This is a genomic window from Deltaproteobacteria bacterium, assembly GCA_029210625.1.
Taxonomy (GTDB): domain Bacteria; phylum Myxococcota; class Myxococcia; order SLRQ01; family SLRQ01; genus JARGFU01.
In genome coordinates this window covers 1-18,926 of sequence record JARGFU010000053.1, presented here as the reverse complement: position 1 = coordinate 18,926, position 18,926 = coordinate 1, and the positions used below count along the sequence as shown (strand labels likewise).

The 18,926-nt window shown below is 73.2% G+C and carries 21 protein-coding genes and 1 pseudogene; 18 read left to right on the top strand and 4 right to left on the bottom strand.

Annotation, left to right across the window (positions count from 1 at the left end):
* The 12 genes from P1V51_24970 to P1V51_24915 form a co-directional block, all read left to right on the top strand.
* A partial coding sequence (locus P1V51_24970) for a hypothetical protein (GenBank protein MDF1566308.1) occupies nt 1-204 on the top strand: 204 nt, incomplete at its 5' end.
* Entirely contained in the window at nt 204-974 is a 771-nt protein-coding gene (gene ftsE, locus P1V51_24965; GenBank protein ID MDF1566307.1) for a cell division ATP-binding protein FtsE, read from the top strand. The genes P1V51_24970 and ftsE, both read left to right, overlap by 1 nt.
* Nucleotides 971-1,870: a permease-like cell division protein FtsX gene (locus P1V51_24960; GenBank protein MDF1566306.1), complete on the top strand. Its 900-nt coding sequence runs from the start codon at nt 971-973 to the stop codon at nt 1,868-1,870. Before ftsE ends, P1V51_24960 begins: the two co-directional genes overlap by 4 nt.
* Nucleotides 1,857-2,984: a peptidoglycan DD-metalloendopeptidase family protein gene (locus tag P1V51_24955; protein ID MDF1566305.1), complete on the top strand. Its 1,128-nt coding sequence runs from the start codon at nt 1,857-1,859 to the stop codon at nt 2,982-2,984. The genes P1V51_24960 and P1V51_24955 overlap by 14 nt, the downstream gene beginning before the upstream one ends.
* Before the next feature lie 65 nt (nt 2,985-3,049).
* Nucleotides 3,050-4,333 carry a S41 family peptidase gene (locus tag P1V51_24950; GenBank protein MDF1566304.1) on the top strand — a complete coding sequence of 428 codons (1,284 nt, stop codon included), beginning with the start codon at nt 3,050-3,052 and terminating at the stop codon, nt 4,331-4,333.
* Nucleotide 4,334: 1 nt separating this feature from the next.
* Nucleotides 4,335-5,783, top strand: a complete 1,449-nt coding sequence (locus P1V51_24945; protein ID MDF1566303.1) for a PEGA domain-containing protein — start codon at nt 4,335-4,337, stop codon at nt 5,781-5,783.
* A gap of 141 nt (nt 5,784-5,924) precedes the next feature.
* Nucleotides 5,925-6,134, top strand: coding sequence for a cold-shock protein (locus P1V51_24940; protein MDF1566302.1), 210 nt, complete (start codon nt 5,925-5,927; stop codon nt 6,132-6,134).
* 213 nt (nt 6,135-6,347) lie between these two features.
* The gene (locus P1V51_24935) at nt 6,348-8,732 is read left to right on the top strand and encodes a VIT domain-containing protein (GenBank protein MDF1566301.1); all 2,385 of its coding nucleotides are present in this window, start codon (nt 6,348-6,350) and stop codon (nt 8,730-8,732) included.
* The gene (locus P1V51_24930) at nt 8,732-10,786 is read left to right on the top strand and encodes a hypothetical protein (GenBank protein ID MDF1566300.1); all 2,055 of its coding nucleotides are present in this window, start codon (nt 8,732-8,734) and stop codon (nt 10,784-10,786) included. The genes P1V51_24935 and P1V51_24930 overlap by 1 nt, the downstream gene beginning before the upstream one ends.
* Complete coding sequence (locus P1V51_24925; GenBank protein MDF1566299.1) at nt 10,783-11,574, top strand: hypothetical protein; 792 nt, start codon at nt 10,783-10,785, stop codon at nt 11,572-11,574. Before P1V51_24930 ends, P1V51_24925 begins: the two co-directional genes overlap by 4 nt.
* Nucleotides 11,571-12,236, top strand: a complete 666-nt coding sequence (locus P1V51_24920; protein MDF1566298.1) for a hypothetical protein — start codon at nt 11,571-11,573, stop codon at nt 12,234-12,236. Before P1V51_24925 ends, P1V51_24920 begins: the two co-directional genes overlap by 4 nt.
* The gene (locus P1V51_24915; protein ID MDF1566297.1) at nt 12,233-12,805 is read left to right on the top strand and encodes a hypothetical protein; all 573 of its coding nucleotides are present in this window, start codon (nt 12,233-12,235) and stop codon (nt 12,803-12,805) included. Before P1V51_24920 ends, P1V51_24915 begins: the two co-directional genes overlap by 4 nt.
* On the opposite strand, the gene P1V51_24910 is transcribed toward P1V51_24915, so the two are convergent.
* Complete coding sequence (locus P1V51_24910; GenBank protein ID MDF1566296.1) at nt 12,722-13,918, bottom strand: pyridoxal phosphate-dependent aminotransferase; 1,197 nt, start codon at nt 13,916-13,918, stop codon at nt 12,722-12,724. The two genes, P1V51_24915 and P1V51_24910, sit on opposite strands and share 84 nt — an antisense overlap.
* Nucleotides 13,919-14,150: 232 nt before the next feature.
* On the opposite strand from P1V51_24910, the gene P1V51_24905 reads away from it, so the two are divergent.
* From P1V51_24905 to P1V51_24890, 4 genes are all read left to right on the top strand, one after another.
* A complete protein-coding gene (locus P1V51_24905; protein MDF1566295.1) occupies nt 14,151-15,056 on the top strand; it encodes a hypothetical protein in 906 nt (301 codons plus the stop codon).
* Between the two features lie 6 nt (nt 15,057-15,062).
* A complete protein-coding gene (locus P1V51_24900; protein MDF1566294.1) occupies nt 15,063-15,323 on the top strand; it encodes a hypothetical protein in 261 nt (86 codons plus the stop codon).
* A 4-nt stretch (nt 15,324-15,327) separates the two neighbouring features.
* Nucleotides 15,328-15,741: a hypothetical protein gene (locus tag P1V51_24895; GenBank protein ID MDF1566293.1), complete on the top strand. Its 414-nt coding sequence runs from the start codon at nt 15,328-15,330 to the stop codon at nt 15,739-15,741.
* A gap of 336 nt (nt 15,742-16,077) precedes the next feature.
* Nucleotides 16,078-16,254 carry a helix-turn-helix domain-containing protein gene (locus P1V51_24890; protein ID MDF1566292.1) on the top strand — a complete coding sequence of 59 codons (177 nt, stop codon included), beginning with the start codon at nt 16,078-16,080 and terminating at the stop codon, nt 16,252-16,254.
* Here P1V51_24890 and P1V51_24885 read toward each other — a convergent pair.
* A complete protein-coding gene (locus P1V51_24885; protein MDF1566291.1) occupies nt 16,230-16,490 on the bottom strand; it encodes a hypothetical protein in 261 nt (86 codons plus the stop codon). The genes P1V51_24890 and P1V51_24885 overlap by 25 nt on opposite strands.
* Nucleotides 16,491-16,534: 44 nt before the next feature.
* Nucleotides 16,535-16,771: an addiction module protein gene (locus P1V51_24880; GenBank protein ID MDF1566290.1), complete on the bottom strand. Its 237-nt coding sequence runs from the start codon at nt 16,769-16,771 to the stop codon at nt 16,535-16,537.
* A 183-nt stretch (nt 16,772-16,954) separates the two neighbouring features.
* Between P1V51_24880 and P1V51_24875 the strand changes: the two genes are divergently transcribed.
* Nucleotides 16,955-18,064: a transposase zinc-binding domain-containing protein gene (locus P1V51_24875; protein ID MDF1566289.1), complete on the top strand. Its 1,110-nt coding sequence runs from the start codon at nt 16,955-16,957 to the stop codon at nt 18,062-18,064.
* Nucleotides 18,065-18,090: 26 nt separating this feature from the next.
* Entirely contained in the window at nt 18,091-18,306 is a 216-nt protein-coding gene (locus P1V51_24870) for a hypothetical protein (protein MDF1566288.1), read from the top strand.
* Between the two features lie 380 nt (nt 18,307-18,686).
* Here P1V51_24870 and P1V51_24865 read toward each other — a convergent pair.
* A pseudogene (locus P1V51_24865) lies at nt 18,687-18,839 on the bottom strand (ATP-binding protein).
* Between the last annotated feature and the right edge of the window lie 87 nt (nt 18,840-18,926).

The following is an 18,926-nucleotide window of genomic DNA, read 5'->3' as shown; positions in this document are numbered from 1 at the left end:
CGGCCTCCGCCGGCGCAGGTGGTGACACCGCCCCGGCCGCCCCCCGCCCTCACCGTGCCCCCCGAGGTCGTCGCGGCCCAGCAGCTCGAGGTGAAGCCGGTCCCGAAGGAGGGGGGAGACACGATCTTCGGTGAAGACCTGATCTCCGAGCGCTCTCTCGACGAGGTGATCCTCTCCTACCTCGCCGAAGACGGCGATGACTGATGATCCGGCTCTACAGCGTCACCAAGGAGTTCCCCGGGGCTCCCCCGGCCCTGCGTGACGTCACCCTTCGGATCCCCAAGGGGCAGTTCGTCTTCATCACTGGCCCCTCGGGGGCGGGCAAGTCGACCCTGCTCAAGACGATCTTCGCGGCCGAGCAGCCCACCTCGGGCTCGGTGATCATCGGCGGACGCAACATCGCCCGCCTCAACCGCAAGTCCATCGCGCTGCTCCGCCGCGAGGTCGGGGTGGTCTTCCAGGACTTCAAGCTCATCCCCTCCCGCACCGTGGCCGAGAACGTCGCCTTCGCCCTGGAGGTCGTGGGCACCCCTCAGCGGGAGATCACCCGGCGGGTCTACTTCCTGCTGCGCTCGGTCGGACTGGAGAACAAGCTGCGCGCCGGACCCCTCACCCTCTCGGGCGGTGAGCAGCAGCGGGTGGCGGTCTGCCGGGCCCTGGCCAACCACCCGAGCATCCTCCTGGCCGACGAGCCCACCGGCAACCTGGATCCCGAGCGCGCCCGGGAGACGATGGATCTGCTCAACGAGGCCAACACCAAGGGCACCACCGTGGTGGTGGCCACCCACGATCTCGCCCTGGTGCGGGCCTCGGGCAAGCGGGTCATCCGCCTCGAGGGAGGCCGCGTCGTGCAGGACGACGAGGCCCCGCCCGCCGAGGAGGAGGACGAGCTCCACGCGCCCGCCGCCGCCGGGAATGCCGGCAGCGAGGCCGCCACCGAGCCGCCGGCCCCCTCGGAGGAGCTCGGCGCATGACCCTGATCCTCTACTTCCTGCGCCGGGCCCTGCGCGGCATCGCCGAGGCGCCCTTCGTCAACGCCGTGGCGGTGGTCACCATCGGCATCTCCCTCTTCGTGGTGCTCGTGGTCGGGGGCGTGGCCACGCAGGTGCGCAACCTGGTGGGCAGCTGGGCCACCGACATCAGCCTCACCGCCTACTTCGCCGAGGGGGCCAGCCGCGAGCGGGCGGTGGCGGTCGGCGAGCACGCCCTCTCGAGCCTGGGCGAGGAGACCTCGCTGACCATCATCGAGCCGGGAGAGGCCCTCGAGCGCCTCCGGCGCAGCCTGGGGCAGGACGCCGGCATCCTCGACGGGCTGGAGGAGAACCCGCTGCCGCTCTCGATCGAGATCCGCTCCGCGGCCCTCGGCGACGGCGCCCTCGCCGCGCGGGTCGCCCGGGAGATCGGGGCGATGGAGGGGGTGGAGAGCGTGGACACCGGCCGCGACTGGGCCGAGCGCCTGGAGCGGGTCCTCTCCCTGGTGGCGCTCCTCGGCCAGATCGTCGGGGGGATGATCATGCTGGCCGCGGCGATCATGGTCTCGAACACCATCAAGCTCGCCCTCTACGCCCGGCGCGACGAGATCGAGATCATGAAGCTCTGCGGCGCCACCGACGCCTTCGTGCGGGCGCCCTTCCTGATCGAGGGGCTGCTGCAGGGGCTGGCCGGAGCCATCCTCGCCGCCCTCGTCTCCATCGTCCTGTGGCGGCTGATGATCCCCGAGCTCTCGCTGGTGCTGCAGGAGACCTTCGCCATCCCCTTCCGGCCCGAGGCCCCCTGGAGCGTGCTGGCCTGGCTCCTGGTGGCCGGGTCGGGCCTCGGCCTGGCGGGCTCGGCCATCTCCCTGGGGCGCTTCCTCCGTGTGGCGGCCTGAAGTGCAGCGGGCGGCCCTCGCCGGCCTCCTCCTCGCCCTCCTGGCTCCCCTGCCCCTGCGCGGCGACCGGGCCTCCGACCTGGCCCGCCGCAAGGAGGAGGTGCGCAGCAGCCTGGCCGAGCTGGCCGCGAAGGAGGGCGACGTGCTGGCGGCGATGGACGAGCTGGAGAGCAACCTCGCCATCGAGGAGGCCGCCCTGCGGGCCGCCGAGCGCAAGGCCGAGGTCCTCGAGGTCGACCTGAAGGAGACCCGGGCGCGGCGCGATCACGCGAGGGAGCGCCTCGCGCAGCGGCGCGCCGCCCTCGAGCCGCGCCTGGTGGTCCGCTACCAGCTCGGGAGGCTGGGGACCCTGCCCCTGCTCCTCTCCTCCACCTCGCTCTCCGAGATGCGCAACCGCCAGACCATGCTCTCGCGGGTCCTCCAGGCCGACGCCCGCGTGATCGAGGAGGTGCGCGTCCTCGAGCGCTCCCTCGACGAGGACACCCTCCGCCTGGAGGAGGGGACGGTGGCGCTGGAGAAGCTGCGCGCCTCGGCCGCAGCGAGGGTGAAGCGCCTGCGCGACGCGCGCACCGAGCGGGAGGCCACCCTGGCGGTGCTCGGCGAGGAGCGGACGATCCGGGAGCGGATGCTGACCCAGCTCGAGGCCGCCCAGAAGCGCCTGGGGGGCATGGTGCGCGAGCTCGGCGCCGCCTCCCGCGGGGGCGGCGAGGCGGGCTTCCGCGCCCTGCGGGGGCGCCTCCCCCTGCCCACGGCGGGCACGATCGAGGCCGGCTTCGGTGTCCAGCGGGAGGAGCGCTACGAGACCAAGACCCTCCACAAGGGGGTGGACCTCCGGGCCCCCAAGGGGACCAAGGTGCAGGCGGTGGCCCCGGGCAAGGTGGTGCACGCCGGCTGGCTGCGCGGCTACGGCAACCTCATCATCATCGACCACGGCGACGCCTACTTCACCCTGATGGCCCACCTGGATCGGATGTTCGTGGCCATCGGCGAGGAGCTGGAGGCGGGCAAGGTCGTCGGGCTCGTGGGGGACACGGCCTCCCTCAAGGGGGCCTACCTCTACTTCGAGATCCGCCACCGGGGCGAGGCGCTGGACCCCCGCCGCTGGTTCCAGTGAAGCCGGGACCCCGTGGCGGCGTCGAAGGTGTCGAAGCCAGGGGCGGTGCTATGATGACCCCCACCTTGAAGCCAGCAGAACAGAGGCCGGGCGAGGCCCGCCGTTGGGCCTGGCGGCCCTTCTTCGTGGGCGTCGTCCTCACCGCCGTGCTGCTGCCGGCCTTCACGCTCCTGGCCCGGGAGGCCACCTACGGCAAGCTCGGGATCTTCTCCCGGGTCCTGACCCTGGTGGAGAACAACTACGTCGAGGAGCCCGACCCCCGGACCCTGATCTACGGCGCCATCAAGGGGATGATGCAGACCCTCGACGCCCACAGCGTCTTCCTCACCCCCGAGGAGTACGCCCAGATGAAGGCCGGCACCGACGGGGCCTTCGGCGGGGTGGGGCTCGAGGTCACCCGGGATCGCGATCGCCTGATCGTCATCGCGCCGATCGAGGGGACCCCCGCCCACCGCGCCGGGCTGCGGGCGGGCGACGAGATCGCCACCATCGACGGGGTGCCGGTCGCCGACCTCTCCCTCTCCCTGGCCGTGCACCGCCTGCGGGGGCCGGTGGGCTCGAAGGTCGTCCTCGGCCTCCTGCGCGACACCTTCACCGCGCCCCGGGAGATCACCCTCGTGCGAGAGCACATCGAGGTGAACCCCGTCACCTTCACCCGCCACGACGATCTCGGCGTGATCCGCATCCGCTCCTTCCAGGATCGGACGGCCACCTACGTGCGGCGGGCCGTCGAGAAGATCAGCAAGGAGTCCGGCGGCAAGCCCGGCGGCATCGTCCTCGACCTGCGTAACAACCCCGGCGGCCTCCTCGATCAGGCGGTGGCGGTCAGCGACATCTGGCTCTCCGAGGGCGTCATCGTCGCCACCCGCGGGCGCACCAGCCCGGAGGACGTGCAGCGAGCCCACAAGCCCCGCACGGAGGGGGACTACCCCATGGCCGTGCTGGTGAACGAGGGGACGGCCTCGGCCTCCGAGATCGTGGCCGCCGCGCTGCGCGAGCACGACCGGGCGGTGCTGGTGGGGACCCAGACCTTCGGCAAGGGCTCGGTGCAGACGATCATCGACCTGGACGACGGCTCGGGCCTCAAGCTGACCATCGCCCGCTACTACACGCCCGACGGAAACTCGATCCACGGGCGGGGGATCGAGCCCGACATCGTCGTGCGCCCCGAGCCCCTGGCCGGCGCGGGCACCGACGACGGCCTGGGCAACGGCGCCCTGATCGCCGCGGCCACCCACGACCAGCAGCTACAGGCAGCGCTGCAAGCGCTCCGGAACTGGGATAGGACCAGACCCAGGCCCGAGAACGAGAAGCGGGCCGGCAACAAGAAGGCCCCCAGGGGGAAGTGACATGAGAAAGCTCCTCACCGTGATCTGCGCCCTCGGGGTGCTGCTGCCGGCGGCGGCCGAGGAGGCGGGCAGCACGCTCGCCGTCTCCCTCGACGCCAAGGCCGAGGACTCCGCCGCGACCCTCGACTACGTCCTGCGGCAGACCGCCAGCCAGTCGACGCGCATCCGCTACGTGGACATCAGCGACATCGCCCGGGGCGAGAACAGCCGGAAGCGGCGCCTCGCGGCCCAGCAGGCGGATCAGGCCCTGCAGTCCGGCAAGCTCGCCTACCAGAACCTCGAGTTCGAGGGCGCCCTGCGCCACTTCGAGGAGGCGATCGGCCTCTACGAGCAGGCCGACCTCTCGGTCCACATGCCGGGGATGCTCGCCACCTACGCGATGATGGGGGCCACCCAGTACTTCAGCGGCGACGTGCGCAAGTCCCGCCAGACCCTCACCCGCCTGCTCTCCCTGCGCACCGACTACACCTTCAACCGCGAGGTCTTCAGCCCGGACGTCCTCGAGGTGGTGGAGGAGATCCGCGCCGGCGTGCAGGGCGATCACGGCTACAGCCTCGAGGTCCTGGTCTCGCCCCAGCCCGCCCGGGTCTACGTCGATGGCGTCTTCCGGGGGATGTCGCCCCAGGAGCTGCGGGACCTCGCCCCGGGCCCCCACTACGTGACGGTGGACGCGCCCGGCTACGCCCTGGAGCAGGACACCTACCAGGCCGGCCCGGGCGCCATGGCCAAGGTGACCCTCGCCCCGGCGCTCCAGGCGGGCGCCTACAAGAAGCACCAGGAGAGCCTGCGCAAGGCCTTCGGCACCGGCGAGGTCTCCGGGGCCGCGGCGGCGATGGCCCGCTGGTGCGGCGTCGACGAGGTGGTCGTCGCCGGCGTCACCTCCGCCGGGGGCAAGAAGGTGCGGCTGGTCGCCGCCCGCGTGGCCAAGGACGGACACCTCCTGGCCCACGCCGAGCTGGACCTGGACATGGGCCAGCGCGCCGCCCTGGGCGAGGCCTCGGCCCTCGTGAAGGACCTCTTCGCCCACGATCTGCCCCGGGGACCCGGCGGCGCCCCGATCGTGAAGCCCCTGAAGGTCGGCAAGCCCATGGGCTCGAAGGTCTGGAGCTACGTCTCCCTCGGCGTGGGAGCCAGCGCGCTGGCCACCGGCACCGTCTTCGCGTTCCAGGCCCGCTCGGCGGCCCGCGACGCCAAGGCCCTCCCCCAGATCGAGCGCGACGCCATCGCCGAGACCGTCTCCAAGGCCCGCACCCGCGCCGCGGTGGCCGACACCCTCATGGGGCTCTCCCTCGCCGCCATCGGGACCGGCATCTACCTCATCATCCCGCCCATCGAGGGTGGGGGCTCGCGCCCCGAGGAGATCATCGAGGAGGCCGAGGACGATCCCTTCGCCGTGGCCCCCTGGATCCTGCCCGGCGGGGCCGGGGTGGTGGTCGGCGGCCGCTTCTAGCCGGCCCCGGCCGCCCTTGACCGACTCGTTCGGACGTGGTCTTACGAGCGCGACCCGCCGATGGGCGGTGGGTTGATTCATGCTGTGTCCGGGGATTTTGGCGTTTTTCAGCCATCCCGGCGTTCGACAAGGAGTGGTGGTATGCCGCGGGGTAAAGTGAAGTGGTTCAACGACGCGAAGGGCTTCGGCTTCATCGTTGGTGATGATGCTGGCGAGGACGTGTTCGTCCACTTCTCCGTGATTGACATGGACGGGTTCAAGACGCTTCGAGAGGGCCAGGAGGTCGAGTTCGAGGTCGTCCAGGGCCCCAAGGGACTGCAGGCCTCCAAGGTCACCGGTCTCTCCGCCTGATACCCGGGACACCCTGACGGCCCCTGCGAGGGGCCGTCGACCCCAAGCAAGGCGCGCTTCTGCACCGCGGGAGCGCGCCTTCGTGCATCCAGGGGGAGGCAGAGGCGTGGCCGGGCTGACACGCGCGAGCCGCCCCTCCCCCGGGAAAGGGCCTGCTGAGGGCCGAATTCGGCGCTTCGCGGGGCTGGCACGGCAAGTGCCATGGGAAGGCGCATGCTTCGAACCCGCGCGTCCCTCCTCGCCCTCTGCCTGACCCTCCTCTCCGCCGCCGCCGCGCTCCCGGCGCCCGCCGGCGCCCAGCTCCTGCTCCCCGCCGAGCCGGGGGTCCGCTTCGGTGACCCCCTCTCGATCCGGGCCCACGAGGTCGACGTGATCGTCGACTCGCAGGTCGCCCGGGTGACCGTCGGGCAGGTCTTCGAGAGCCACCGCGACACCACCCTCTCGGGCACCTACGTCTTCGCCCTCCCCGAGACCGCGGCCGTCTCCAGCTTCGCCACCTGGGTCGCCGGCCGCCGGGTCGACAGCCGGGTGGAGGAGAAGGCTCAGGCCGAGGCGACCTACCAGCGGGCCGCCCGCCAGGGCGCCGCCCCGGCGCTGCTGGAGAACCTCCAGCCCGGCGTCTTCCGCACCCGGGTCGAGGGCATCCCCGCCTCCGGGACCAAGCGCACCGAGCTGACCTACTCCCAGATCCTCCCCTACGAGGGCGGCGAGGTCGTCCTCAAGCTCCCCCTCCAGGTCCCCGGCGTCACCCCGGTGCGGGTGCGCCACTTCCGGGCCCGGATCAAGCTCGCGGACCGGACCAAGAAGATCGTCCGGGTCTGGAGCGATGGCACCCCGGTGGCCACGAACCGCATCGACGAGCGGACGGTGGAGGCGATCTTCGCCCAGGACGACTTCATCCCCGACCAGGACATCGTCCTCCACTACAGCGTCGAGTCCGATGAGCTGGGCTTCACCTTCCTGACCCACCGGGAGAAGGGGGACGACGGTTACTTCCTGCTCTCCATCGCTCCGCAGGAGCTGACCACCGACGCCGACATCGTGAAGAAGGACGTGCTCTTCGTCTTCGACACCTCCGGCTCCATGGCGGGCAGCAAGATCGAGCAGGCCCGCCGGGCGCTGGCCCGCTGCATCGAGCTGCTCCAGCCCGAGGACCGCTTCTCGGTGCTGGCCTTCTCCGACTCGACCAACCCCTGGAACAAGGACGTGGTCCCCGCCACCCTCGCTCACCGGGCCGACGCCCGGCACTTCGCCGCGCGCCTCTCCTCCGGCGGCGGGACGGCCATCGACGCCTCCCTGAAGAAGGCCCTCAGGATGCTGCCCCCCAACGGGAGGCCCCGGGTGATCGTCTTCTTCACCGACGGTCAGCCCAGCACCGGCGAGACCCACCCCGACCGGATCCTGGCCAACATCCAGGCGGCCAACACCGACGGCACCCGGATCTTCACCTTCGGGGTGACCGGCGGCGTGAACACCCGGCTCCTCGACGAGCTGGCCCGTCAGAACCGCGGCGAGAGCGCCTACGTCACCGCGGGCCGCTCGATCGACGAGGTGGTCGCGGGCTTCTACTCCTCGATCTCCCGGCCGGTGCTCTCCGACATCGACTTCGACTACGACCCGGTGACGGTCGCCATGCAGTACCCGGCGGTGATGCCGGACATCTACAAGGGCCAGCAGCTCCTCATCGCCGGACGGTACCGGGGCGCGGGGGAGGGCAAGGTCGTCCTCGAGGGATCGCTGAACGGCGAGGCCCGGCGCTTCGAGATCCCCGTGACCTTCCCCGAGGAGCACCCCGGGGACGCCTTCGTCGCCCGCCAGTGGGCCCAGCGGCGCGTCGACCACCTCCTGGCCGAGATCCAGGCCCACGGTCAGACCCCCGAGATGCGCGACGAGGTCGTGCGGCTCGGCCGCAGCTACCACCTGGTCACCCCCTATACCTCCATGGTCGCGGCCCCCCAGGTGGCGCTGGCCTCCCTCTCGCCGGCGCGGATCAAGCCCGGCGATCCCGAGGTGCTGGTGCCGGCGGCCGCCGACGCGCGGGCCGTGCTGGTCTACCTGCCCTTCGGTGAGGTGCGGCGCGCGGTCTACGACGCCCGCCGCGAGCTCTGGGTGGCCCGCTTCCTGGTGCCGCCGGACGTGGTCGACGGCGTCTATCCGGTGACGGCGCTGGTGCTCCCCCGGGTGGGGCCGGCCCGCCGCCACGAGCTCTCCTACACGGTCGACACCCGGGCGCCGGTGCTGGCGGTGGATCCCATCGACCCCACCGAGGCCGGCGGCCTCTTCGAGCTGCGGGTGCGTCCGCGCACCTCCCTCCTCTCCCTGGTCGACGCCCTCGCCGACTCGGGGCTCGAGGACGCGGTGGAGATCGCCAAGACCTTCGCCGACGTGAAGTACGTCTCGGCCTTCCTCTGGGACGGCCGCGAGGTCGAGCTGGGACTCACCCCCGGTGAGTCGGGCTGGAGCGCGACCATCGAGACCCCCTCCGATCTCCCGGCGGGCGAGCACGCCCTGCGGATCGTCGCGGTGGACTGGGCCGGCAACCTGCGGACCACCCACGCCACCCTCACCGTCACCTCCTCCGAGCTGGCCCTGCGCTGATGAACACTCCCCTCGACACCCTCCACGCCCGGGCGGAGGCCCGCCGCCGCAGCGGGCGCCGGCGGATCCTCCTCTCCATCCCCGCGGCCTTCGTGCTGGGCCTCTTCCTCCTCCTCCTGGCCGATCCCCAGGTCGCCTACCGCTGGTGGCGGCGGGCGCCCGCCCTCGGCCTCGAGCGGATCGACACCGAGGCCACGCCCCTGAAGGCCGACCCGGAGGCGACCGTGCTGCCCGAGGACGAGCGCCTCGCCCTGGAGCTGCTGGACCTGCAGGCGCCCCGGGATCGGCTGCGGCACCTGGCCCGCCTCCCCGGCAGCGACTGGATCGCCGCGGGTGGGCAGGGGGGCCTGCTCCTCGTCGACCTGGGCGCGCGCCGCGAGGCCGATGGCTGTGTGGAGCTGCCGCGCACCGCCCTCCATCCCCTCGACACCCGGGACGGGCTCCCCGATCTGCGGGTGGAGGCCCTCCTGGCCGAGGAGGGGAGGGTCTGGGTGGGCACCCGGGGTGGCCTGGCCGAGGTGGTCCTCGGACCCGAGGGCCCCCGGGTCGCGTCGCGGGCCCAGGCCGGCCTCGTCAGCCCGCGCATCTCGGCGCTGGCCCGAGTGGGCGGCCGCCTGCTGGTCGCGACCCACGACGGCGGCCTCCACCGCCTCGAGGGCGAGCGCCTCGTCCCCCTGCGCCAGCTGGGCCGCCGGGGCCGTCAGCTCGAGGCCCTCCTGCCCCTGCCCGATCAGGGCCTCCTCGTCGCGGGCCGGCGGGGCGTCGGCCTCCTGCACCCCGGGCGCGCCGGCGCGGTGGAGTGGTACGGCGAGGCCTGGGTGAGCCAGCTGCGCCGCACTCGCGGCGGCCGCGTCCTCGCCGCCGGGCCGGCCGGGCTCTTCGTGGTCGAGGCGGGGGCCCTCCGGGAGATCTCCGCCGAGCCGGTGCAGCGCCTCCTCGCCCGGGGCTGCGACGACGAGGGCTGCGCGGGCCTCCTGCCGGTGGGCCTCGACGGCCGCCTCCTCGGCGCGCCCCTCTCCTCGCCGCCGGTCGAGGCCCACGACCGCCTCGCCCTCTCCGGCCTGCACCTCTCCGCCACCGATCGGGGCCTCGTCCTCGCCGACGGCGCCGGCCACCGGCACCTGATCCGCCAGGGGGGGCTCGGGGACGCCGACGTCTCCGCCCTGCTGGCCGCCGGCCCCGGGGAGATCTGGGTGGGGACCTACGACGACGGCCTCTGGCGCCTGCGCGGCGAGAGCTCGCGGCGGGTGGTGCCGCAGATCATCCGGGTGGACGCCCTGGGCGCCGGTCCGCGGGGAGAGGTGCTCGTCGCCACCCCCGACGGGCTCTTCTCGGTGCCGCCGGAGGGTGAGCCCCTCCGCTTCGGCCTGCAGGAGGGGCTGCCCTCGGAGCACGTCACCGACCTCACGATCACCGAGGGCGGTGTCCTCTGGGTCGCCACCGCCGGTGGCGTCGCCCGCGGCGAGCCCGACGCGCAGGGGACCTGGCGCTTCCGCGCCTGGGACGAGGGCAGCGGCCTGCCCCTCTCGAACTTCGGCGTGGTCCGCGGCCTGCCCGACGGCCGGGTGGCCTTCGGCGCCCTCCACGGTCTGCTCCTGCGGGAGCCGGCGGGGGAGGGGAGCGCCTTCGTCGCCCTTCGCCCGGGGGAGGGAGGCCTCCCCGACGGCTGGGTCACCGCGATCGCCGTCGGCCCCGGGGGCGAGCTGGTGCTGGGCACCTACGACGCGGGGCTCGTGCGGATGCGGCCGGGCGAGGAGCGCTTCGAGCGCCTGGCGGTCGGCATCGGGGAGCTCCACGGCCGGGTGAACCCCCGGGCCCTGGTGGTGCAGGGCGAGCGCCTGGTCGCGGGCACCCAGGGCGGCGGCCTGCTGGTCGTCGGCCCCGAGGGCACCCGCACCTTCGGGCTGCGCCACGGCCTGCCCTCCGCCGAGGTCACCGCGCTGGCGGTGGCCGGCGACGCCCTCCTCGTCGGGACGCGCTCGGGCCTCGCCCGGGTCCGCTTCGTCTCGTCCTCACCCCAGCTCGATCGGCCCACGGAGGTGGCCAGCCGATGAACGCTTCGTCTCTCCGCAACAGCGCGGCCCGCCGGTGGGTGGGCCTGCGGGTCCTCTTCCTCCCCCTCGCCTGCGCCGGCGCCGCCGCCGCCTCGGCCGCCTACCTGGCCTCGGGCGGGCTCGTCGGCTCGGCGCTCCTGGCCGGCTCCCTCGGCCTCGCCGCCGGGGCCGTGGGGAGCACCTTGCTCTTCCTCTCTCCCGAGCACCGCCTCGCCGCCCGCTGGCCGCGCCTCACCCTGGCCGGCTGGCGCCCGCCGCTGCGGGAGCCCCTCGAGCTGCCCCTCGAGCTCTACGCCGCCGGCGAGGCGGCCCTCGGCCACTGCGGCGCCGCGCGGCGCATCCTCGGGGTGCGGGCCGACACCTTCCGCCAGCAGGTCGCGGGCCTGGTGGGGAAGGGCGACGCCGCCTACACCCGGGCCCGCGAGGCGAAGGCCTGGCTCGAGGCCGCCGACGCGCACCGCGGCCAGGGCGAGGAGGGCGCCGTCGAGGCGAGCGGCCGCCTGGGCCGCTGGGTCCACGCGAGCGCCCGGGCCCGCGAGGCCCGCGAGGCGCAGGTGCGGCGCGATCTGGCGGGCGCGCGGGAGGAGCTCGCCAGCACCACGACCATGCTGGGCGATCTGGCCCTGCGCCTCTCGGGGCTCTCGGGCGAGCTCGGCCCCGAGCAGCAGCAGCGGCAGCTGATCCTGCCGCACCTCGCCGCGCTCCATCAGGAGATGAGCGCGCTGGAGCGGGCGGTCGCCTCGACGCCCCCGATCTCCGCCCCGACCGACCTGGAGGTTTGCTCATGAGCTGGCAACGGATCACTGGACTGGGAATCGAGGTCCTCACCTCGCTCGTCTGCCTGGGGCTCCTGCTCCTGCCCCGCCCGGCGCCCGAGGCGGCGCCGGCCCCCCGGGTCCGCCACGCCGGCACCCTCCTGGCGGTGCTCGGCGCCGAGGAGGAGGCCTTCGGCCTCTGGCGGGGGCGGGACCTCACCGAGGGGGAGGGCCTGAAGCCGCGCACGCGGATCGCGCTCGCCCTCGACCCCTCGGGAGCGGATCGGGTGCAGCTCTTCGCCCGCTCCGATCCCGGCACCCTCCGCGCGATCCCGCTCTCGAGCAGCGAGGGCGGCCTGGCGCAGGCGCCGGCGCCCGGCCACTCGCTGGTCTATCACCAGGGGACGGGGGCGCTCCTGGTCCGGGTCTGCCCCCCCGACGCGCCCGTGCTCGAGATCGACACCGCCGCCGGGGTGGCCGAGGTGGAGGCCCGCTTCCGGGAGGCGCTGGACGCAGCGGCCCTCCCGCGGCCGCGGGGGCGGGAGGCGGGCTACCCCGGCTGGACGACCCGCCTCCCCGACGGAGCGCCGGTGGAGGTGCCCTGGCGCTGGCTCTCGGGCGCGGGTTGCTCGCACGCGCTCATCGACCTCGGCCCCGAGGAGGTGCAGGAGCCCTGCGAGGAGGGTGAGTCGTGAGCCCCCTGCGCCGCTTCCTCCTCGCGCTCCTGCGACAGGCCGGTCGCGGCCTCGAGCACCCCCTCCTCGCGCTGCGGCTGGGCCTCGACCGGTGGCGGCTCGAGCGCCGGCTCGCCCGCCTCGAGCGCCTGCAGCGCACCCTGCGGGGGCGGCTGGTGGCGGCCTGCGCCGCGGCCGAGACCGCCCGGCGCCGGGGCGACGAGGAGGAGAGCGCGGACCGCGAGCGGGACGCCCTGCAGGCCAGCCTGATCCGGATCACCCGCGCGCTGGCCGAGGGGCGGACGGAGGCCGCGGCCCTGCGCCAGGCCCGGGTCAGCGCCGCCTCCAGCCTCGCCACCGCGGCCCTCGCCGGTCGCTCGGTCGCGCTGAGCGGGGCGACCCTCGCCGAGGGTGAGGGCCGCTTCGACACGCCGCGCTGGGCGGCCCGCCGGCGGCTGGGCGCCGGCGCGCGCACCCGGGCCACCCTCGCGGCCCTGCGCGCGGGCTCACCCTTCCTCGAATCCCACCTCGACCCGGCGCAGGAGGCGGCCGAGCCCCTCCTCGAGCTGCGCGGGCTCGGTGAGCCCTGAGAGCACCAGGTGGCGCTCGTCCAGCTCGTAGAAGTGCCCGGGGTGGGTGAGCAGGCGCTCCTCGCGCAGGAGCAGGCCGGCCCAGTCCCGCTCGCCCTCGGGGGGGTGGGGGAGGCGCAGCACCACCGACCAGCCCGCGGGCTCCGAGACCCGCTTCAGCACGGCGCCGGAGGCGACCGCCCGATCGATCTGCTCCAGGTTCGCCTGCAGTCGCTCCCGGATCGGCGCGCGCAGCGCCTCGCCGCGGGCGAGCAGGCGGGGGCCGAGGAGCTGAGCCGCGGCGCTCACCGAGAGGTAGGTGTCGGCGACCAGCTCCAGCCGCGCCCGTAGCTCGGCGGTGACGGTGCCGAGCAGGGCGATCCAGCCCAGCTTCACCTGCGGCGCGGCGACCACCTTCGAGAGGCCCGAGAGGACGAAGAGGGCCACGCCGCTCGCCCGCGCGCGGGCGTCGGCCTCGGCGTGGGCGAGGCTCTGGAGCTCCTCCGTCGAGGCGTCGGCGTAGTCGAGGAAGACCTCGTCGGCGATCACCGCTGCGCCGGCGGCGCCGCAGCGCTCGAGGAGCCAGTCCCGATCGCCGGCCGAGAGGCAGGCCCCCAGGGGGTTGGAGGGCTGGACCACCACCACCGCCTTCGCGCCCTGCGCGAGGGCTTCCTCGAGCGACCCCCGATCGAGCTGCCACCGCTCGTGGTGGAAGAGGTTGTAGGAGACCGGGAGCACCCCCTCGAGGTGGGTGAGGAAGTCGAAGAGGGGGTAGCTCGGCCGGGGGATGGCCACCGCGCTGCCCGGCGGGGCGAGCACCTTGAAGAGCCAGCCGTAGGCCTCGCTGGTCGAGGCCGTCAGGAGGATCGCCTCGGGGCCCAGGTCCGCGCCGTGGCCGGCGAGGTAGGTGGCGACGGCCTCGCGGCAGGGGAGGGCGCCGAGGGGATCCGGCGCATAGCGGGCGAGCGTCGCGGGGTCGAGGTCGGCGAAGTGCTCGGGGCCGGGGCCGAGGCCGAGGGCCGGGGGGTTCGAGACCGTGAGGTCCAGGGGAGGCTCGCCCGCGAGTGTGGCCGTCTCCTGCTCGCGGGCGAAGTCGGTGGGGGTGAGATCCCAGGGGAAGCGGCGGTTGCTCATCGGCTGGGTCAACCTGCCATCTGGGGAGTCGCAGGAGAACCCATCGGCCTGGCCGCGTGCGGGTTGTCCGGGGACGCTCTTCCACCTCTCGGGCTCGGCCGAGACCTTGCTGCGCCATGAGCCGTGCGCCGTGAGCCGTGTCGGATCGACCAGCGCCTGGAAAGCCCGCGAGCTTCCGCCGTGCCCCCTTCACCTGAAGCCCCACGCGAGCAATCGGTACTAGATTGGTGGTGTGACCGACTCCCAAGAGACGCTGGTCTGCCCCCAGTGCGCCCTCGAGGTCGAGGAGGAGGGCCGCTGCCCCGAGTGCGGCACCCCCTGCGTGCCCGAGTCGGCGCTGCGTCTCACGCCGGGACCGGAGGCGGACGCGAGCAGCTACGGAGAGGTGGTCGAGCTGCGCGACCCCTTCGAGGGGCAGCACCTGGTGGCCCTCCTGGAGAGCCGCCGGATCCCGGCGATGATCCGCGGAGGCAACGAGTCGGCCCTGGCCGGTGGCTGGGTGGATCACTCGGCGAAGCGCCACGGCGTGCTCCTCGTCCCCGAGGGCCGGCTGGCCGAGGCCCGGGACCTGGTCGGCCAGTTCCGGGCCGAGGCGGATCGAAGCGAGAGCCTCGACGACGAGGAGCTGGCAGAGATCGCCGAGGCGGCCGGGCCCTCCGAGGCCGTGGAGGAGGGCCGCCGGGCGCTCGCCCCGAGCGGCGAGCTGCGCCTGGGCGGGCTGCGCTTCTCTCCCTCGCTCCAGCTGGCCCTGGGCCTCCTGGGCGTGGCCGGCGCCCTCTTCGCCCTGCGGATGCGCCGCCTCCTGGTCACCGTGGTGCTGGCGGGCTGGGGCCTCTACGCCCTCTCCAGCGTCGAGACCGAGGTCGTCCTCGACGCCGAGAAGCGGGCCGTGCGGGTCTGGCGGCCCTGGCACCGCCTCCTCGGGAGGGCCCCCGACTGGACGCCCTGGGGTGAACTGACGCGGGTCACCGTCACCGAGCACCGGGGCCGCTTCCGCGTCACCCTCGAGGGGAGCGGCAAGCCGATCCACGGCCCCGGCCACCGCCACCTCGCCGCCGCCACGAAGTCCGCCAAGGAGGCCTCGGCCTTCCTCGCGATCCCCTATCGCCCGATGGCCCTCGCCGGCCGGGAAGGCTAGGTCTCCATGAGCGGATCACCCCTCTTCGTGAAGGATCAGCGGGGCCGCACACCTCTCTTCCGGGCGGCGGAGCAGGGTGACCTCGAGGCCGTGAAGGAGATGATCTACAGCCTGCCGGGCACCGGCACCTGGCCGCAGCGCCTCGGCCTGATCGACACCAGGGACGTGGAGGGCCTGACCGCCGCCGACGTCGCCGAGGCCAGGGGTCACGACGAGATCGCCCGGCTGCTGCGCGGCGAGGCGATGCGGATGGAGATGTACGGCTGACAGCGTGCGGCCCCAGCCGAGGGACACCACCGAGGTGGTGCCCTCCTGTGGAGCGGCGGCGCTGCTCGAGCACGACCGCGAGTGCAACGACTACACGGTCGACTTCTTCCTGCGGATGGACTCCTTCCCCGAGTCGAATGGGCGCAAGACCGACTGCACCCTGCCGGACGCCGGCGGCCGCTTCACCTGCCACGCCTACTCCGGCCACGCCTACTCCGGCCACGCCTGGGAGGGAGTGGTCGATCCGAAGACCGGCCGGATGGTCCTGGGCTACGCCTTCGGCGTCCCCTTCAGCAGCACGGACCTCGAGTACGAGGGCATCGCCGGGCTGGAGAGCATCGACTGCGAGCTGCGCGTCGAGCTGCGGCTGCTCAACCCGAGGAGCGACTGGCTGGACTACATCGGCGTCCAGGGCTGAGCCCCGCTCGAGCGCCGGGCCATCGCCCGGGAGGCGGATCGGCAGCCGACGGAAAAAAGAAGCCCCCTGGCGGATGCCAGGGGGCTTCTAGATGGTGACCCCTACGGGACTCGAACCCATGTTTTCGGCGTGAGAGGGGGCCCGGCGGGGCTTGCACCCGACTGCACCCCGCTGCAAAACCCTGAAAACACTCCGGTCGAGGAGCCCGACTCCGAGCCCGTGGTGCACGTCACTGCACCGGACTGCACTCACTCAGGCGTACCGGAGGCGTACCGATTCGAGGGGGCCAGGCGCGGGGCAGGGGGAGAACGGCCGACGGAGAGCCGCACAGTGCCTCTGGAGGGTACGCTCGAGCCGCTCCTGACCGTCCGGGACGTGGCGCACCGGCTCGGGGTGTCCCGGTTCACCGTCAACGCCCTCGTGCGCAGCGGAGCGCTTCCTCATGTCCGGGTGGGCCGGGCGATCCGGGTGCATCCCGAGGACTTGCGCTATTTCAGCCGGTCCTCCCAGTAGCCCGGGCGGCGGGAGGTGTGAGAGATCGCCATGACCTGAGGTGGCTCGTCCTCGCAGGCGACGAGCACGAGGTAGGGGAAGCCGGTAACGACGAACTTCCGGACCCCCAGGTCCGCGGCGGGCCCCATCACCAGGGGGCCGGATCGAGGCGACTCTGCGGCGAGGTCGACCGTGCGCTCGATGGCGGCGAGGAACGCCAGCCCGAGATCCCTGCGGTGGGATTCGTAGTAGGTCATGGCCTCCTCGAGTTCGAGGGCGGCCTCGCCGTGTAGACCCAGCCTCACTTGCGCGAGAACTTGGCGCGCAGGCTCGCCCGAACCTCGTCCCAGTCGAGCGGCTCGACCTTGCCGCTCCGGATCTCCTCGAGGCGGCGCAGGACCTCCTGGCTCCAGGCGAGCTCGATCTCCTCGGCCATCTCTCGGGGAACACTGTCGAGGAGGATCTCGCCCAGACGCAGGCGCTCATCCTCGGGAAGGGCCAGGGCCTGCTCGTAGAGCTTCTCGGCTGGGGAACTCATGCCCTCATTCTAGCGGATGGGTACGACATCCGTCCTGTCGCTGACCGAGCGGCAGCGATCGACTCGTGAAATCGGACTCCGGTCCGAGAACTGGCCCACTCCAGAGCCCATCGAAGCCAGCAAGTCCCCGATTGGACTCGCACCGGGCGGTCTCGGCACGCCACGTGAATCGGCCCGCGTCCCTTGCTCGGCTCCCCCCAGACCGAGCCGGGGCGCCCCTACCGTCCCCGCGCCCCGGCCCTCGGCTTCCTCCACCGGATCGTGCGCGAGCACCTGCCGGCCTTCCGAGAGCTGCGCCCCGATCTTCCCCGCCACGTCGTCGAGGCCCTCGAGGGTTATCTCGACTGCGGCATCCTCTCGAACGGCTTCTCCCGCCTGCGCTGCGGCGGCTGCGGCCACGAGCAGCTCCTGCCCTTCTCCTGCAAGGGTCGCCTCTGCCCGAGCTGCCAGACCCGCAAGATGTACGAGACCGCCGCGCATCTGGTCGACCGGGTCCTGCCGCCGGCACCCTACCGGCAGTTCGTCCTCGCGCTGCCCCGGAGGCAGCGCTACCTCCTGGTCACCCGACCGGAGCTGGTCAGCCCGGTGCACTCCGTCGTCGTGCGGAGCTACTACAACTGGCAGCGGCTCCAGGCCCGCCGGCTCGGCGTGCGCGACCCCCTCTGCTGCTCTCTGACCTGCATCCAGCGCATCGGCGACGCGCTGAATCTGAATGTCCACTTCCACAGCTTCCTCCCCGACGGGGTCTACACGCGGGAGGGCGATACCGGGCCGATGATCTTCCACCCGCTGCCGGCGCCCACGCCCCGGGACCTCGATGAGCTGGTCTTGAAGGTCTGGCGGCGCGTCGGCCGGAAGCTGAAGGCCCTCGGCGCCTGGGAGCCCGAGGTCGAGGACGAGCTGGATGTCGAGCGGCTGGAGCTGGGACGCGCCGTCGGAGAGCAGCTCTTCACGCCCGGCCTCGACGACGAGGTGACCTTCGAGCGCAAGGGGCTCTCGGCCTTTCATTTCGGCTACAGCCTCCATGCCGGTGTCGCCGTCGGCGCCGATGACCGCGACGGCCTCGCCCCAGGGGCCAGAACCTGCTCCGCTAAAACGGCGTCCTCGCGCCCAACAGCAAGCACCGCCCCGCCCTCTCTCTCATGGCCGCGCGGGCCGCTGCGCCCGACCCTGCTTCACCCCCTCGGGGGAGAAGGGGAGGGGACGAGGTTGGCCCGGGGTCGGCGTCGCCGCCCGCCTCGGGCGCCCCTCTGGAGGTCCGCCCCCGCCACCTCGATTGGAAGACCCTCCTGAAGCGCGTCTTCGAGCTCGACATCACCGTGTGCAAGCACTGCGGCGGCAAGCTCGAGGTGCTCGCCGTGATCACGGACCCCGGGGTGATCCGGAAGATCCTGGAGCACCTGCGCCTGCCCACCAGCCCGCCCCCCAAGGGCACCGTCGACCTGACGGCCCGTCGATCTGGAGTAGTATGGACCCCCGGCCTCGAGCCGGGGGTCTGCGGCGGTCATCTTCCCCACTCCCAGGAGGATGTGTGATGGCGACGGAGGTTGCTGGTGCTGGCAGGCGTCGTTGCGGTCGCTCGTTCCGGACCCGGCGGGGCGAGTCGCTCTTCTTCGCGTTGGCCCTGTTGGTCCTGGGGTCCAGCTGCGGCGAGAGCGGCGCGGAACCGACCTGCGGGGATGGCATCGTCGGGGAGGGCGAGCGTTGCGATGGTGCCGACCTCGCCGGCCAGACCTGCACCCTTCTCGGCTTCGGCGACGGCGAACTGAGCTGTGCTTCCGACTGAACCCTGGACACCAGCGAGTGCTCCCCGTGTGGCAACGGCGAGTTCGACCCGGGCGAGACCTGCGATCCCCCGTCCGCCTGTCCGGCGACCTGCGACGATGGGGATGCCTGCACGGTGGACACCCTGGCCGGCGCCGCCCTCCTCGCGGTTCTCGGCCCAGATCCTTCCGTCCGCGCCCTCGACGTACTGCCGGCAGAGCGCCAACCCCAGCCCCGTGCCCTTGCCGCGGGGTATGGTCGTGAAGAAGGGCGTGAACAGCCGGGGCAGGACCTCGGAGGGGATCCTCGCAGAACGAGGCCCCCAAGCTCGCAAGTGGGGAGCCATTTTACCCCACCGCGAGTCATCGACGGTGGGCGGTTTACAGAGAGC